The following is a 13,901-nucleotide window of genomic DNA, read 5'->3' as shown; positions in this document are numbered from 1 at the left end:
CCATTTACCGTGAGGACCCGGTGTTCATTGTCGGGCAGGCCTTCGGTTCAATCGTCTATTTTCGCAATTTGCAGTTGATCGCCAAAAGCAAAAGCCTGAAGGAGTAGGTCATGCGCGGATCGTTATCGACCCGGAATATCACGTTACTTGCGGCGATCGCCATTGCGCTGCTGTTTTTCTGGGGATTGGGCAGCGTGCCGTTCCTCAGTGTCAACGAGGCTCGTCGCGCTGTCACCGTGCGGGAAATGCGCGAAGCGGGGAGCTGGTTGCTGCCGTACATGAACGGCGATTTGTACCTGTCCAAACCGCCGTTTTTCTATTGGGCGGGCCTGGTGTCGACGGCCGTGCTGGGCAGTTTGTCCGAGTGGAGTGTGCGCCTGCCGTCGGCGCTGGCCGCGATGTTGTGCTGCCTTGGCACGTATTGGTACGGCGTCAGGCAGGCCGGGCGCCAGGTCGGTTTGTTCGCCGTGGTGTTTCTGGCCGCCAACGGTGCTTTCAGTCTGTTCGCCCGCCGCTCTGAAATCGAAATGCTGCTGACCCTGCTGTGCTTTGGCGCATTGCTGGCAGCGTGGCAGTTCATCTTCCTGCAGGGCCGGGATGTCTGGCGCCGCCTCAGCTACGTCCTTCTTGGCTGTGCACTGCTGACGAAAGGCCCGGTGTGCCTGTTGTGGGTGACGGCGCCGATTCTGACGTACGCCTTGATCTACCGCGATGCGCGGGCCAAGGCTTACCTGTGTGACGGTTGGGGCTGGTTGATTGCCGTGGTGCTGGGCAGTTCCTGGTACGTGGCGGTGTCGGTAAGTCAGGGCTGGGGCATCTGGGCGTCGATCATCAGCGAAGACATCGTGAAGAAGATTGACGGGCAGGGCGCCGAGGCCTGGTACGCGTATCTGCTGTACCTGGCCGGTGATTTCTTTCCGTTCTGGCTGATTGTGTTTGTGCAGCCGCGCAAGTTCTGGGCAATGATCCGCTCGCGCCGTGAAGCGGCCATGCTGCTGTGTTGCACGCTGCTGCCGCTGCTGGTTTTCTCGATGTTCACCGAAAAGCACGGCAAGTACCTGTTGCCGGTTTACCCGTCCATGGCGTTGCTGCTGGCCATGCACTGGGCGGCAGTGCTCGATGATCTGAAGGGGCGCTGGCGCACGGTCCTGGCCGTTGTACCCTACGTGATGCTGGCCGGGTTCGTTGTGTTCTACATGTTCGTTGAAGCGCGGGTACTGGCTCACCGGGTCGCTGGCCTGGAACAGGTCGCGACATTGGCCGCAGGGCAACCGGGCCAAAAAGCCTACACGCTCGGCGAGCCGGATATCCGTCTGGTCTATTACCTGGGCCGGCCGGTTGCTGCGTTGACGGTGGAGCAGTTGCAGGGAGAGTCCCGGCCCGCGGGGTTGTTGTTCATGCAGGAGCCGCTCCAGCCAGAGCTACAGAACCTGGTGTCGTGCGCCGTTGGCGCGGTCAAACCTTATCTGAAACCGGAACGGGGCGCGGTCCTTGTGCGTTTGGGTGGCGAGTGCCGTTGATCGCTGCTTAAAAAGAGCGGTCGGAGGAGGGCTGCGCATGGCTATAATCGGCCGACGTTTTCCTCCTGTCACCACACGAGACCTGCCATGACCATCGCCCTGTACGACGCTTCTGTTCCTGTTTTCAAGCAAATGCTCAATGCCCTGAGCGATGTGYTGAACAAGGCCGAAGCCCACGCCACTGCCAAGAACATTGACCCGAACGCATTCCTGCAGGCACGTCTGTACCCGGACATGTTCCCGCTGGTGCGTCAGGTACAGATCGCCGTTGATTTCGCCAAAGGCGTTTCCTCGCGTCTGGCCGAAATCGAGCTGCCGAAGTACGACGACACCGAAACCACCTTCGCTGAGCTGCAAGCACTGATCGCCAAGGTTCTGGCCTTCATCGGCGAGATCAAGCCGGAGCAGATCAACGGCAAGGAAGGCATCGAGATCGTTACCCGTCCGGGTACCCCTAAAGAGAAGCGCTTCAGTGGCCAGGCTTACCTGCTGACCTACGGCCTGCCGCAGTTCTTCTTCCACGTCACCACCTTGTGTCAGGCCAAACGCTCGGCTTTCTGTTCTTCGCCCAGGCACGCCGCGGCGGTAAACAGCACGTCCGTGGAGGAGTTCAGCGCGGTCTCCGCCGAATCCTGCAATACACCAATGATGAAACCGACCGCCACCACCTGCATGGCGATTTCGCTAGGAATGCCGAACAGGCTGCACGCCAGCGGAATCAGTAACAGCGAACCGCCGGCCACGCCCGAAGCGCCACAGGCACAGATCGCTGCGACGACGCTCAGCAGAATGGCCGTCGGAATGTCCACGGCGATGCCCAAGGTGTGCACGGCTGCCAAGGTCAACACAGTGATGGTGATCGCCGCGCCGGCCATGTTGATGGTCGCGCCCAGCGGGATCGATACCGAGTAGGTGTCTTCGTGCAGGCCCAGGCGCTTGCTCAGCTCCAGGTTGACCGGAATGTTCGCCGCCGAACTGCGCGTGAAGAACGCGGTAATGCCGCTCTCACGCAGGCAGGTCAGCACCAGCGGATAAGGGTTGCGACGCACCTTCCAGAACACGATCAGCGGGTTCATCACCAGCGCCACGAACAGCATGCAGCCCAGCAGCACGGCCAGCAGGTGTGCGTAGCCGATCAAGGCACCAAAACCGGAGGTGGCCAGGGTCGAGGACACCAGGCCGAAGATCCCCAGCGGGGCGAAGCGAATCACCACGCGCACGATCACGGTCACGCCATTGGACAAGTCACCCAGTACTTCGCGGGTGGTGTCGCCGGCGTGGCGAATGGCGATGCCCATGCCGATCGCCCACGCCAGGATGCCGATGAAGTTGGCGTTCATCAGTGCGCTGATCGGGTTATCAACCACGCTCAGCAGCAGGCTTTGCAGGACTTCGCCAATACCGCCCGGTGCCGTCACCGCGACGTCCTGGGTGGACAGCACCAGACTCGACGGGAACATCATGCTGGCCACGACGGCGACCACCGCGGCAGCGAAAGTCCCCAGCAGGTACAGGAACAGAATCGGCCGGATATGTGTTTCCTGACCGTGTTTATGGTTGGCAATCGAGGCCATGACCAACACGAACACCAAAATCGGCGCGACTGCTTTCAATGCGCTGACGAAGACTTTGCCAATAAACGCCGTGGACTTCGCCACTTCAGGCGCGAACAGGGCCAAGGCAATACCGGCGAGCAGGCCGATAACGATTTGCGTCACCAGGCTGGTGCGTTTCAGGCGTTGCAATAGAGAAGGGGATGAAGCAGTCATAAACAGCATCTCTGATTTTTTATAAGTGCAAGGTTTCGCAGGTTTGCGGCAATAAACGGGGGCAGGCCACAGGCGGGAAACCGGAAAGGGGTGTAATGCCGATCAGTCAGCCATCACACAAAAATTGCGTTTTGGTTTAACTGATCGGCATTAACCACAGGGTGTACATTTTGCAGGGCRCGGACTTTATCACAGCGCTGGACCGTTCTTTCAGACCTGTGACCAACTGACGCTATGGCGTTCAACGAGATAGGCAGGTTCGTGCAACCCTGTTTTGAATCACTCTGTTAAGATTCGCCATCCTCACTTTCAAGTTGCCAGTGGGCCTTCGGGCTATCGCTGGTGTCGTCGTTTTCTGGAGCTCTGCATGCTGTTGCCCATTCTTCTGTTGTCCGCCGCCGGTTTTACGGTGCTGACCACGGAATTCGTCATCGTCGGCCTGTTGCCGGCCATCGCCCGGGACCTGGACGTCTCGATCCCGCAAGCGGGTTTGCTGGTGACGTTGTTTGCCTTCACCGTCGCTGCCTTCGGGCCGTTCCTGACCGCCTACTTCGCCAGGTTTGAGCGCCGTAAACTGTTCATCAGCGTGCTGATCATGTTCGGTCTGGCCAATACCCTCGCGGCCTTTGCGCCCAATATCTGGGTGATGGCATTTGCCCGGTTGATTCCTGCGCTCGGGTTGCCGGTGTTCTGGGCCCTGGCCAGCGAGACGGCGGTGGATATCGTCGGCCCCGATTACGCCGGGCGGGCCATCGCCAAGATCGGTTTCGGGATTGTCTGCGCCACGGTGTTCGGCATTCCGGTGGGCACGCTGATTTCCGATGCATTCGGCTGGCGCAGTGCCTTCGGTATTCTCGCTGTCATTGCCTTTGCCAAAGCCTTGCTGCTGTTCATTTACCTGCCCAAAACCGATCTGCATCAGCATCAGGTGAGTTTCCGTTCGCAATTCAAAATCCTGCGCAGCCCGCTGATGCTCGGCCACGTGCTGCTGTCGATTGTGGTCTTCAGCGGGATGTTTACCGCGTACACCTACCTGGCGGACATTCTTGAGCGCCTGGCCGGTTTCAACGGCACGGTGGTCGGCTGGTGCCTGATGGGCTTTGGCGCGGTCGGGCTGATCGGTAACTCGCTGGGCGGTCGCGCGGTGGATCGCCATCCGCTGATCGCTTCGATGATGTTCTGCGCCTTCATGATTTCCGGCCTGGTAACGCTGGTGCCAAATATCCATTCGCCCCTCGGTCTGGCGGCGGCGATGGGTATCTGGGGCGTGACTCAGGCGGCGCTGTTCCTGGTCAGCCACGTGCGCCTGATGAAGGCGGCGCCCGAGGCCCCGGCGTTCGCCGCGTCGCTGAACATTGCCGGGGCCAACCTCGGCATCGGCCTGGGCGCGATCGTTGGCGGCCGGGTGATCGACAGTGTCGGGTTGCAAGGCCTTGGTTTTGCGGCGGCCGGTTTTATCCTTGCTTCGATTCTGCTGGCCATTGCGCTGATGACCTTCAAGCCTCGTGAGATTTACGCCTGACGGTTGAAAGGTCGGTAAACAACTGGCGTCGGGCGCCTTCGGTAATCGCCACGATGCCGGGGTGCTTGACCTTGCGCTCCACTGAAATGGCGTAGAACGACTCGGTCACGGCGTCGGTCTGGCCAATCAACTCCACGCCACATTGGCGTTTCACTTCATCGGCAATCACGCTCGGGCCGATGAAGATCCCGCTGCCGGACTGACCGAAAGCCTGCATCAGCGCACTGTCGTCGAACTCGCCGACAATGCGCGGCTGGATTTGCTGCTCGGCGAACCAGCGCTGCAAGCGGTTGCGCACCACGGTTTCCGGCCCCGGAATCAACAGCGGCGCGCCGTGCAGGCCGCGGGGGAAATCCTGACCGTGCTGCGCGGCCAGTTCCGCCGTGGCAAAGAAGCTGATCCCGCATTCCCCGAGTTTCTGGCTATAGCCCTTGATGTCCAGATGCGAGGGCATCGGGCTGTCGGAAATCACCATGTCCAGGCGCTGGATTGCCAGGTCGGCGAGCAACCGCTCGAGCTTGTCCTCGCGGCAGGTGATGCGCAGCGGCTCGCTCAGCTCCATGGTCGGCGCGATCAGCCGATAGACGATCGACTTGGGCACGACGTCCGCGACCCCCACACGAAATTGAATCTGCTGCTCGTTGGGCTGTGCGCGCAGCATCAACTCCAGTTCACCGCCCAACTGAAACATCTGCTCGGCGTAGGGCAGGGCCTGACGGCCCGCCTCGGTGAGTTCAAGCTGTCGGCCGACCCGTCGAAACAACTCGATGCCGTAGGTTTGTTCGAGCAGGGAAATCTGCCCGCTGATGGTCTGTGGTGTCAGGTTGAGCTGCTCGCAGGCGCGCACGATGCTGCCGGTCTTGGCTACCACCCAGAAGTAATGCAATTGCCGATAGTTGAGCATCGCGGTCTACAGTTCGTAAAAATCGAAGTATAACCGCTAAAAATACGAATTTTCCTGAAGTGTTTGTCTCCCTAGAATGCGTCGCTATCAACGGGCCATCGTTTTGGTGCCGTTTGTTCTAACGAGGGAAACATCATGAAGCTTAAAACCACGGCTGTGCTGTTCGCGTCTTTACTGCTGTTGGCCGGTTGCGACCAGGCGGAAAAAAGTGCTCAGCAACTGATGGGCAAGGCTGCCGAAAGCGCCAAACAGGCGATTGACGAGACCCACAAAGCCGCCAAACAAGCGCTCAGCGACGCCACTAACGGTGTTATCAGCAAAAAAGAGTCATCGGGTGAAGAGAAAGACAAAGCCCAATCCCAGGAAATCTAACGTCTAATACGAGTCAGGACTGACCCATGGAATACCTTTTAGAACTTGCTGCAAGCCCTACCGCCTGGGTCGCCCTGGCTACTTTGGTGGTGATGGAAATCGTGCTCGGCATCGATAACCTGATCTTCATCTCGATCCTGACCAATAAGCTGCCTGAGCAGCACCGACAGAAAGCCCGCCGTATTGGTATCGGCATGGCGTTGATCCTGCGCCTGGCACTGCTGAGCACCATTGCGTTCATCGTCCAGTTGACGGCGCCTGTGATCGAAGTTCTCGGCCATGCGTTCTCCTGGAAGGACATGATCCTGATTGCCGGCGGCCTGTTCCTGTTGTGGAAGGCGACCACCGAGATCCATCACAGCATGGACCCGGCGCCGGAAGATCCGAAATCGGCGACGTCCACTGTGACCCTGGGCTTTGCGGCTGCGATCGGTCAGATCCTGATGCTGGACATGGTGTTTTCCATCGACAGCATCATTACCGCTGTCGGCATGACCGAGCATTTGCCGATCATGATCATTGCGGTGGTGGTGTCGGTCCTGGTGATGTTGCTGGCGGCTGATCCATTGGCCAAGTTCATCAACGACAACCCGACGGTGGTGATGCTGGCGCTGGGCTTCCTGATCATGATCGGCATGACGCTGATCGCCGAAGGCTTCGGCGCCCACGTACCGAAAGGCTACGTCTATGCGGCCATGGCGTTCTCGGCCACGATTGAATGCTTGAACATGATGTCCCGCCGGGCCAGGCAGAAGCGCGTAGCGACTGAAGCTTAATTGGCAATAAACGAAAAGGCCGCCTGAGTGTTCAGGCGGCCTTTTTTTTGAAGGCTGAAATAGGCCGATCAGTGCACGGTGGCGTGATGCTCAGCTGGTTTTTCGCTTTTGGCCACAGGCGCTGATTGCACCGGGTGGTGATGGTGCCGTCGGGTAATGCGCAGGACTCCCCACAACATGGCGGCGGCAACGGCCAGCCAGCCGGAAATCAACATCACGATCGTCATAACAAGGCTCATCGTGCCTCCTCTTTGCCCTGCATCGGGCACACACGCTTTGCAACTGTCAGTCTAGTCGGTGCTGTGTGTCAGACAATTGACCAAAGGTCGCCTGTCACTAACGAGTTCGCTCTATCGAATGCGCGCAACTGCCGGTTAAAGCTATACCGGCACCGCGCGTCGTCCTATGATCGACGGCCAAGCCGGGAGTGTGGTGCCTGGCGCCTGAACAGAGAGTGAACATGGAGCGGGTATTTTCTCGAATTCGAACGGCAGCACTGATCGTTGGCTGCGTTGCCGGATTGGCGGGGTGCGCCGGGAGCGTCGCACCTGAGATCAAGCGTCTGCCGGAGCGGGTGGAGCTCAGTGGTACGTTCTACCGGGGCCAGGCTTATCAAAGCGGGCCTCAAGTGCTGGCCAGCCTGTTGGCGCAACAGGGCATAGTCATTACCCCTGGCTTGCTGGAAAAGCCCCTGCATTTGCCGGGCGCCGAAGACAAGTTACAGCAGAACATGCAGAACCTGGCCCGAGAGTACGGGATGGTGGTTTACCCCCTCGACAACACTTTGCCCGCGCTGCTGACTCAGGTCGCCGCCGGCTATCCGGTGATGGTGCGTTTCACCGAAGGTACGGCGCTCTGGGCTGAGCCGCGCTACGCCATTCTCGCTGGATACAACAGTAAGAAGCAGACCGTGTTGCTGCGCGCGGGGATGAATCGTCGGGACTTGATGAGTTTCAGTTCGTTTGAATCGTCATTCAAGGACGCTGGCGGCTGGGCCGTGCTGATCCTGAAGCCGGATCAGATTCCGGCCAACGTCGATCAGCAGCGTTGGCTCAAGGCGGCCAATGAGCTGGGGCAGGCCGGTCAGGAGCAAGCAGCTGCGCGGGCAAAAAAGGCCCTGACGGCGCAGTAGGTCTCCGTTCGTCATTCTGCAGGGCACTGCCGTGCACAGCGGCTCTCTAAAGGACAGGACCCGGATTTGTCCGGGCCGTACCAAGGAGGCGCCCATGGCACATTCCACTACCCCTGTCGGCCCGCATTCGTCTGAGCATTCTTCGGGCGATGAGCTGGGTTTCGATCCCGATTCGCCAGACCTCGCCGATCCCCAGGTCGATCCCATCGGTCCGGCCAAGGCACCCAGGGACGTGAAGCCAGGTGACAATCCCAAGGCACCAGCGAAGCCTTACGACCCCTTGGCTGATCTGAAACCCTGAGCCCTGATGAGGTGCCTATGTCTACCGATTCGAGTTTCGACGACAAGCGTCCGGACAGCGTTCCTACAACCCCCGAAGGGACCGCGACGGACCCTGTGATGGATCCGAACAGCCCGCTGCGCGATCCTTTGGCACGGCCGGTGTTGCCAAAAGCGCACCCTGAGGGCTGGAGAGACCCGAGCAAGGGGGACGGTATTCCTGACGACGATCAGATGCCGCTGCCCAACGATTAACCCTCAGACAAAAAAAGCCCCGATTTTTCGGGGCTTTGTTTTTGGGAGCGCTGGTTTACTTTGAGGCTTCAATCACACCGCTCTGACGTTGCTTGAGGTTCTTGTCAGACTTGTACTGCAAGGCCACCGACGGCACGTCTGCGCCTTTGCCGGTTTCGACCCAATTGCGAATACGGGTGGCGTCGGCAAAGTGAGTGTACTTGCCGTAAGCGTCGAGGATGACCAGCGCAACCTGGCGGTTACCCATGCTGGTGACCAGCACCAGGCAGTGACCCGCCTGATTGGTGAAGCCGGTTTTCGTCAGCTGGATGTCCCAATCGTCTTTGCGCACCAAGTGGTCGGTATTGCGGAACTGCAGGCTGTAGTTGGGCTTGCGGAACGACACGATTTTTTCTTTGGTGGTACTCAGTTCGGTCAATAGCGGTTGCTTGTGCGCTGCGACCAGCAGTTTGCTCAAGTCGCGAGCGGTGGACACGTTGTGCGGGGAGAGACCGGTCGGCTCAACGAAGTGGGTGTTGGTCATGCCCAGTGCCTTGGCCTTGGCGTTCATGGCGGCAATGAATGCCGCATAGCCACCCGGGTAGTGGTGGGCCAGGCTTGCCGCCGCGCGGTTTTCCGAAGACATCAGCGCAATCAGCAGCATTTCCCGGCGTGGCATCTCACTGTTGAGCTTGACCCGGGAAAACACCCCTTTCATTTCCGGGGTGTCACTGATGTTGATGTTGATGATTTCGTCCATGTTCTGGCGCGCTTCAACCACGACCAGGCCCGTCATCAGCTTGCTCACGGAAGCGATAGGGACCACCACGTCGGGATTGCTGGCGTAGATGATTTTGTTGGTCTGCATATCCATGACTAATGAACTGCCCGACGCGAGTTTGAGATGTGTTGCATCTCGAGGCGCGGCGGTCGTATCGCCAGCGTTGGCGATTGGCGTGATGAAAGTCCCTGTAACTGCAAAAAATAGGCTCAGGATCGAAAGACGGATTTTCACGCTGGCAGACTCATTATGTGTTGATAAGCCGTTTTGTAACGGGCTATTTCGTAAAAAGCGCGACATTCTGGAGTATGGCTGAATAACTGTCGATGGTTGTTCCAGTAAGAGATGAAAGTGTTTGGAAACATGAAAAATATGTCATTTTCCGGCAGGTGGTCGGGCTTTTTCTGCAGGCAAAAAAAACCCCGCCAGTAGCGGGGTTCTTGATTGGCCATTTACGTCTGCTTTGTCACTTAGCTGTGCAGGGTTTCGGCCGCGTACAGCGTGTTTTCCAGCAGGCAGGCACGGGTCATCGGGCCAACACCGCCCGGTACGGGTGTAATCCAGCCAGCACGGGGCAGGGCGGTTTCGTAGATTACGTCGCCGACCAGTTTGCCGTCTTCCTGGCGATTGATGCCGACATCGATCACGATCGCGCCTTCCTTGATCCATTCACCCTTGACCAGGCCTGGCTTGCCAGCAGCAACCACCACCAGGTCAGCGCGGCCGACATGGCCAGCCAGATCCTTGGTGAAGCGGTGGGTAACGGTCACGGTGCAACCGGCCAGCAGCAACTCCATCGCCATCGGGCGGCCAACAATGTTGGACGCGCCGACAATCACGGCATCCATCCCGTAGAGATCGGCACCGGTGCTTTCCAGCAAGGTCATGATGCCTTTAGGGGTGCAGGGGCGCAGCAGCGGAATACGTTGGGCCAGGCGACCGACGTTATAAGGGTGGAAGCCGTCGACGTCTTTGTCCGGACGAATGCGCTCCAGCAATTTGGAGGCGTCCAGGTGTTCCGGTAAAGGAAGCTGAAGCAGAACGCCGTCAATTGCCGGGTCGTCGTTCAGACGATCGATCAGATCGGTCAGTGCTTCTTGAGTGGTTTCGGAAGGCAGGTCATAGGCTTGGGAGATAAAGCCGACCTCTTCACAGTCTTTACGCTTGTGCGAGACATAAACCTGAGAGGCGGGATCGCTGCCGACCAGGATCACCGCGAGCCCCGGCGTGCGCAGACCTTGCTGGCGACGTTCGGTAACGCGTTTGGCGATCTGCTGGCGCAGGCTGGCGGCGATCGATTTGCCGTCGATTAGTTGTGCAGTCATTGCGCGTGATTAACCATCGAGAGGGGAAAAAAAGAGAACGCATTCTCGCATGTCATGAGGTGAGGGCAAAGGCGCTTGGTCTGCAAATTCCCCTAACTCCTTTAATTAAATGAATTTTTTTTAAAAAGGATTTGACGACCTCCGGGGGGCTCTATACTATTCGTCGCACTTGTCGGGCACAGCCTAGCACTGGTTGGGAAGGTCGAACGGAGTTACGATTCCGCAAGACTGGAAAGCACTTAGTTTGTAGTCCTCCAAGGTTACAGCTAACAAGGCGCCCGTAGCTCAGCTGGATAGAGCATCCGCCTTCTAAGCGGATGGTCGCAGGTTCGAGTCCTGCCGGGTGCGCCATTAGGCAGCTTTGGCACAAGTAGCGCAATATGGTGGGCGTAGCTCAGTTGGTAGAGCACGGGATTGTGACTCCCGTTGTCGTGGGTTCGATCCCCATCGTCCACCCCATATTTCGAAAGGCGCCAGATTAACAGTCTGGCGCCTTTGCTTTAAAGGCTTCAATGCGGATGTGGTGGAATTGGTAGACACACTGGATTTAGGTTCCAGCGCCGCGAGGCGTAAGAGTTCGAGTCTCTTCATCCGCACCAAATAAAGCTTCATTCATGCCGATTGGCGTGGTTGGGGTTTACAAAGAGGTTGTTTGGCTTCTTTGACAGGCAATATGGTGGGCGTAGCTCAGTTGGTAGAGCACGGGATTGTGACTCCCGTTGTCGTGGGTTCGATCCCCATCGTCCACCCCATATTTCGAAAGGCGCCAGATTTAACAGTCTGGCGCCTTTTTTGTTTCAGTGGTTCGAGTATTTGGCGGCTGCAGGTTCTGGGTCGCAGGGGTGGGGCGTTTCGTCGTATTTTTGTTTCTCGATGATGCCGCGCTGCCCGCCGACCTTGCTTGCAAGATCGGCTGTCAGGGAGATGATTGGCAGCCTCTTCTATATATAGAAGGGTTGGCGCAGAGCCCTGGCGTAATTGGCTGTATTTGCCATCGGGGCGAGGTGCATTCGTGCATTCGCACCTATAAATTGCCTGCTGCGTTTTTACCCGTTTTCAGTAGGGTGACTTCTTGAGTTTGACCCACTAGAATGCATGCCCTTGATTCTGGGGTCGGAAACGGCCGGCTAACGTCTGTGCAACGAGGAATATCCATGCAAGTTTCTGTTGAAAATACTACTGCTCTTGAGCGCCGCATGAGCGTCACCGTGCCGGCTGAGCGCATTGAGAGCCAGGTCAACAAGCGTCTGCAGCAGACTGCCCAAAAGGCCAAGATTGCTGGCTTCCGTCCAGGCAAAGTGCCAATGAGCGAAATCAAGCGCCGTTTCGGTGCTGACGCTCGCCAGGAAGCTGTAGGCGATGTGATCCAGTCTTCCTTCTACGAAGCTGTGGTTGAGCAGAAGCTGAACCCGGCTGGTCAGCCTTCGATCGAGCCTAAGTCCCTGGAAGCGGGCAAGGACCTGGAATACGTTGCTGTATTCGAAGTGTTCCCTGAGTTCACTGTTGCCGGTTTCGAAGGTATCACCGTAGAGCGCCTGAGCGCTGACGTGGCTGATGCCGATCTGGACAAAATGCTGGAAATCCTGCGCAAGCAGAACACCCGTTTCGAAGTGGCCGATCGCGCTGCCCAGAGCGAAGACCAACTGAACATCGATTTCGTCGGCAAAGTTGACGGTGAAGTGTTCGCTGGCGGTTCCGCCAAGGGCACTCAGCTGGTGCTGGGTTCGGGTCGCATGATCCCTGGTTTCGAAGACGGTCTGGTTGGCGCTAAAGCCGGCGAAGAGCGTGTTCTGAACCTGACCTTCCCTGAGGACTACCAGAACCTGGACCTGGCTGGCAAAACCGCCGAGTTCACCGTGACTGTCAACACCGTTTCCGAGCCAAAACTGCCAGAGCTGACCGAAGAATTCTTCGCACAATTCGGCATCAAGGAAACCGGTCTGGAAGGCTTCCGCACCGAAGTTCGCAAGAACATGGAGCGCGAACTGCGCCAGGCGATTAAATCCAAGGTCAAGAATCAGGTAATGGACGGTCTGCTGGCCACCAACCCGATCGAAGTGCCTAAGGCTCTGCTGTCCAACGAAGTTGACCGTCTGCGCGTGCAGGCTGTTCAGCAGTTCGGCGGCAACATCAAGCCGGACCAACTGCCGGCCGAGCTGTTCGAAGAACAAGCCAAGCGCCGCGTAGTACTGGGCCTGATCGTTGCTGAAGTGGTCAAGCAATTCGACCTCAAGCCTGACGAAGCCCGCGTTCGCGAGATGATTCAGGAAATGGCTTCGGCCTACCAAGAGCCTGAGCAAGTCGTGTCCTGGTACTACAAGAACGAGCAGCAACTGAACGAAGTCCGTTCGGTTGTGCTGGAAGAACAAGTTGTGGATACTGTTCTGCAGAAGGCTAGTGTGACCGACAAATCGGTCTCTTACGAAGAAGCAGTCAAGCCGGTAGAAGCTCCACAAGCCGACTGATCGTTTTTGCGATAAGAAGTACACACCATAAGCCAGCCTTCGTGCTGGCTTATGCGTATTCAAGACATAACTATTTGGGAGTGACTGCAGAGCATGTTCCGTAATTCGTATATTCAGCAGAACTCTGATATCCAGGCCGCAGGCGGCCTGGTCCCGATGGTTGTCGAGCAGTCCGCTCGTGGCGAGCGCGCCTACGACATCTACTCGCGCCTCCTCAAGGAGCGAGTGATCTTTCTGGTTGGCCCGGTAGAGGACTACATGGCCAACCTGATCTGTGCGCAATTGCTGTTCCTTGAAGCGGAAAACCCGGACAAGGACATCCATCTCTATATCAACTCCCCGGGCGGTTCGGTGACGGCTGGCATGTCGATCTACGACACCATGCAGTTCATCAAGCCAAACGTGTCGACCACCTGTATCGGTCAGGCGTGCAGCATGGGCGCGTTCCTGTTGACCGCCGGTGCCCAGGGCAAGCGTTACTGCCTGCCGAACTCGCGTGTGATGATTCACCAGCCACTGGGCGGTTTCCAGGGCCAGGCTTCGGATATCGAAATCCATGCCAAGGAAATCCTCTTCATTCGTGAGCGTCTCAACACGCTGATGGCCAAGCACAGCGGGCGCACGCTTGAGGAAATCGAGCGCGATACCAACCGCGATAATTTCATGAGTGCAGACGCTGCACGTGAGTACGGGTTGATCGATGAAGTGATCAGCCAGCGCCCCGCTTAATATAAGCAACTCAAAATAGGGTTGGTCGGCTCGTCCGATCACCAGCGGGCTTGAAAAAGCCCGCAATAGCCTTCATCTTGTGTTGCAAGCCTA

At 57.9% G+C, this 13,901-nt stretch carries 15 protein-coding genes, 4 tRNA genes and 1 pseudogene; 15 read left to right on the top strand and 5 right to left on the bottom strand.

Features of this window, described 5'->3' with window-relative positions:
• The 3 genes and pseudogenes from AC1D2P_RS13950 to AC1D2P_RS13940 all read left to right on the top strand — a co-directional run.
• Positions 1 to 107: lipid-A-disaccharide synthase N-terminal domain-containing protein (locus AC1D2P_RS13950; protein ID WP_477811470.1), on the top strand; the 107-nt coding region annotated here is incomplete at its 5' end.
• A 3-nt stretch (positions 108 to 110) separates the two neighbouring features.
• On the top strand, positions 111 to 1,520 hold the full coding sequence (locus AC1D2P_RS13945) for an ArnT family glycosyltransferase (protein WP_109786647.1): 1,410 nt from the start codon (positions 111 to 113) through the stop codon (positions 1,518 to 1,520).
• A gap of 87 nt (positions 1,521 to 1,607) precedes the next feature.
• Positions 1,608 to 2,051, top strand: a pseudogene (locus AC1D2P_RS13940) (DUF1993 domain-containing protein); the annotation flags it as partial.
• Positions 2,052 to 2,056: 5 nt separating this feature from the next.
• Here AC1D2P_RS13940 and sstT read toward each other — a convergent pair.
• Positions 2,057 to 3,289, bottom strand: a complete 1,233-nt coding sequence (sstT, locus tag AC1D2P_RS13935; RefSeq protein ID WP_109786668.1) for a serine/threonine transporter SstT — start codon at positions 3,287 to 3,289, stop codon at positions 2,057 to 2,059.
• A 367-nt stretch (positions 3,290 to 3,656) separates the two neighbouring features.
• On the opposite strand from sstT, the gene AC1D2P_RS13930 reads away from it, so the two are divergent.
• The gene (locus tag AC1D2P_RS13930; RefSeq protein ID WP_046032574.1) at positions 3,657 to 4,811 is read left to right on the top strand and encodes an MFS transporter; all 1,155 of its coding nucleotides are present in this window, start codon (positions 3,657 to 3,659) and stop codon (positions 4,809 to 4,811) included.
• On the opposite strand, the gene nhaR is transcribed toward AC1D2P_RS13930, so the two are convergent.
• A complete protein-coding gene (gene nhaR, locus AC1D2P_RS13925; protein WP_046032573.1) occupies positions 4,786 to 5,715 on the bottom strand; it encodes a transcriptional activator NhaR in 930 nt (309 codons plus the stop codon). The genes AC1D2P_RS13930 and nhaR overlap by 26 nt on opposite strands.
• Before the next feature lie 135 nt (positions 5,716 to 5,850).
• Here nhaR and AC1D2P_RS13920 point away from each other — a divergent pair, with 135 nt between their 5' ends.
• Both AC1D2P_RS13920 and AC1D2P_RS13915 read left to right on the top strand, forming a co-directional pair.
• Positions 5,851 to 6,087, top strand: a complete 237-nt coding sequence (locus tag AC1D2P_RS13920) for a hypothetical protein (RefSeq protein ID WP_223522521.1) — start codon at positions 5,851 to 5,853, stop codon at positions 6,085 to 6,087.
• Positions 6,088 to 6,113: 26 nt separating this feature from the next.
• On the top strand, positions 6,114 to 6,863 hold the full coding sequence (locus tag AC1D2P_RS13915) for a TerC family protein (RefSeq protein ID WP_077431770.1): 750 nt from the start codon (positions 6,114 to 6,116) through the stop codon (positions 6,861 to 6,863).
• A gap of 68 nt (positions 6,864 to 6,931) precedes the next feature.
• Here the strand turns inward: AC1D2P_RS13915 and AC1D2P_RS13910 are convergent, their stop codons facing one another.
• Positions 6,932 to 7,102 (bottom strand): hypothetical protein, encoded by a 171-nt coding sequence (locus AC1D2P_RS13910; RefSeq protein WP_175648988.1) that lies wholly within the window; start codon positions 7,100 to 7,102, stop codon positions 6,932 to 6,934.
• 221 nt (positions 7,103 to 7,323) lie between these two features.
• Between AC1D2P_RS13910 and AC1D2P_RS13905 the strand changes: the two genes are divergently transcribed.
• The 3 genes from AC1D2P_RS13905 to AC1D2P_RS13895 all read left to right on the top strand — a co-directional run bounded on the left by AC1D2P_RS13905 (position 7,324) and on the right by AC1D2P_RS13895 (position 8,529).
• Complete coding sequence (locus AC1D2P_RS13905) at positions 7,324 to 7,995, top strand: cysteine peptidase family C39 domain-containing protein (RefSeq protein ID WP_477758235.1); 672 nt, start codon at positions 7,324 to 7,326, stop codon at positions 7,993 to 7,995.
• Positions 7,996 to 8,089: 94 nt separating this feature from the next.
• On the top strand, positions 8,090 to 8,296 hold the full coding sequence (locus AC1D2P_RS13900; RefSeq protein ID WP_027925384.1) for a DUF6021 family protein: 207 nt from the start codon (positions 8,090 to 8,092) through the stop codon (positions 8,294 to 8,296).
• Positions 8,297 to 8,313: 17 nt separating this feature from the next.
• Positions 8,314 to 8,529 carry a hypothetical protein gene (locus tag AC1D2P_RS13895; protein ID WP_223522523.1) on the top strand — a complete coding sequence of 72 codons (216 nt, stop codon included), beginning with the start codon at positions 8,314 to 8,316 and terminating at the stop codon, positions 8,527 to 8,529.
• Positions 8,530 to 8,584: 55 nt separating this feature from the next.
• Here AC1D2P_RS13895 and pbpG read toward each other — a convergent pair whose 3' ends face one another.
• Positions 8,585 to 9,523, bottom strand: coding sequence for a D-alanyl-D-alanine endopeptidase (pbpG, locus tag AC1D2P_RS13890; RefSeq protein WP_046032568.1), 939 nt, complete (start codon positions 9,521 to 9,523; stop codon positions 8,585 to 8,587).
• Positions 9,524 to 9,759: 236 nt separating this feature from the next.
• Positions 9,760 to 10,614 carry a bifunctional methylenetetrahydrofolate dehydrogenase/methenyltetrahydrofolate cyclohydrolase FolD gene (folD, locus tag AC1D2P_RS13885; RefSeq protein ID WP_046032567.1) on the bottom strand — a complete coding sequence of 285 codons (855 nt, stop codon included), beginning with the start codon at positions 10,612 to 10,614 and terminating at the stop codon, positions 9,760 to 9,762.
• Between the two features lie 274 nt (positions 10,615 to 10,888).
• Between folD and AC1D2P_RS13880 the strand changes: the two genes are divergently transcribed.
• The 6 genes from AC1D2P_RS13880 to clpP all read left to right on the top strand — a co-directional run bounded on the left by AC1D2P_RS13880 (position 10,889) and on the right by clpP (position 13,808).
• A tRNA-Arg gene (locus tag AC1D2P_RS13880) sits at positions 10,889 to 10,965 on the top strand.
• Between the two features lie 32 nt (positions 10,966 to 10,997).
• Positions 10,998 to 11,073 (top strand) — tRNA-His (locus AC1D2P_RS13875).
• A gap of 55 nt (positions 11,074 to 11,128) precedes the next feature.
• A tRNA-Leu gene (locus tag AC1D2P_RS13870) sits at positions 11,129 to 11,213 on the top strand.
• A gap of 77 nt (positions 11,214 to 11,290) precedes the next feature.
• Positions 11,291 to 11,366, top strand: a tRNA-His gene (locus AC1D2P_RS13865).
• A 402-nt stretch (positions 11,367 to 11,768) separates the two neighbouring features.
• Positions 11,769 to 13,079, top strand: a complete 1,311-nt coding sequence (gene tig / locus AC1D2P_RS13860) for a trigger factor (RefSeq protein WP_223522524.1) — start codon at positions 11,769 to 11,771, stop codon at positions 13,077 to 13,079.
• A 93-nt stretch (positions 13,080 to 13,172) separates the two neighbouring features.
• Positions 13,173 to 13,808 (top strand): ATP-dependent Clp endopeptidase proteolytic subunit ClpP, encoded by a 636-nt coding sequence (gene clpP / locus AC1D2P_RS13855; protein WP_015094302.1) that lies wholly within the window; start codon positions 13,173 to 13,175, stop codon positions 13,806 to 13,808.
• Positions 13,809 to 13,901: the final 93 nt, after the last annotated feature.

It is taken from the genome of Pseudomonas sp. P1_F1_2 (assembly GCF_056405815.1).
The sequence above is the reverse complement of the archived record's forward strand: the minus strand, read 5'-3'. Positions and strand labels throughout refer to the sequence as shown.

Coding starts and splice junctions, on each gene's coding strand:
- folD (WP_046032567.1), bottom strand. CDS start 10,614: ATGACTGCACAACTAATCGACGGCAAATCGATCGCCGCCAGCCTGCGC.
- AC1D2P_RS13920 (WP_223522521.1), top strand. CDS start 5,851: ATGAAGCTTAAAACCACGGCTGTGCTGTTCGCGTCTTTACTGCTGTTG.
- AC1D2P_RS13900 (WP_027925384.1), top strand. CDS start 8,090: ATGGCACATTCCACTACCCCTGTCGGCCCGCATTCGTCTGAGCATTCT.
- AC1D2P_RS13910 (WP_175648988.1), bottom strand. CDS start 7,102: ATGAGCCTTGTTATGACGATCGTGATGTTGATTTCCGGCTGGCTGGCC.
- AC1D2P_RS13930 (WP_046032574.1), top strand. CDS start 3,657: ATGCTGTTGCCCATTCTTCTGTTGTCCGCCGCCGGTTTTACGGTGCTG.
- sstT (WP_109786668.1), bottom strand. CDS start 3,289: ATGACTGCTTCATCCCCTTCTCTATTGCAACGCCTGAAACGCACCAGC.
- clpP (WP_015094302.1), top strand. CDS start 13,173: ATGTTCCGTAATTCGTATATTCAGCAGAACTCTGATATCCAGGCCGCA.
- AC1D2P_RS13915 (WP_077431770.1), top strand. CDS start 6,114: ATGGAATACCTTTTAGAACTTGCTGCAAGCCCTACCGCCTGGGTCGCC.
- AC1D2P_RS13895 (WP_223522523.1), top strand. CDS start 8,314: ATGTCTACCGATTCGAGTTTCGACGACAAGCGTCCGGACAGCGTTCCT.
- tig (WP_223522524.1), top strand. CDS start 11,769: ATGCAAGTTTCTGTTGAAAATACTACTGCTCTTGAGCGCCGCATGAGC.
- AC1D2P_RS13945 (WP_109786647.1), top strand. CDS start 111: ATGCGCGGATCGTTATCGACCCGGAATATCACGTTACTTGCGGCGATC.
- AC1D2P_RS13905 (WP_477758235.1), top strand. CDS start 7,324: ATGGAGCGGGTATTTTCTCGAATTCGAACGGCAGCACTGATCGTTGGC.
- nhaR (WP_046032573.1), bottom strand. CDS start 5,715: ATGCTCAACTATCGGCAATTGCATTACTTCTGGGTGGTAGCCAAGACC.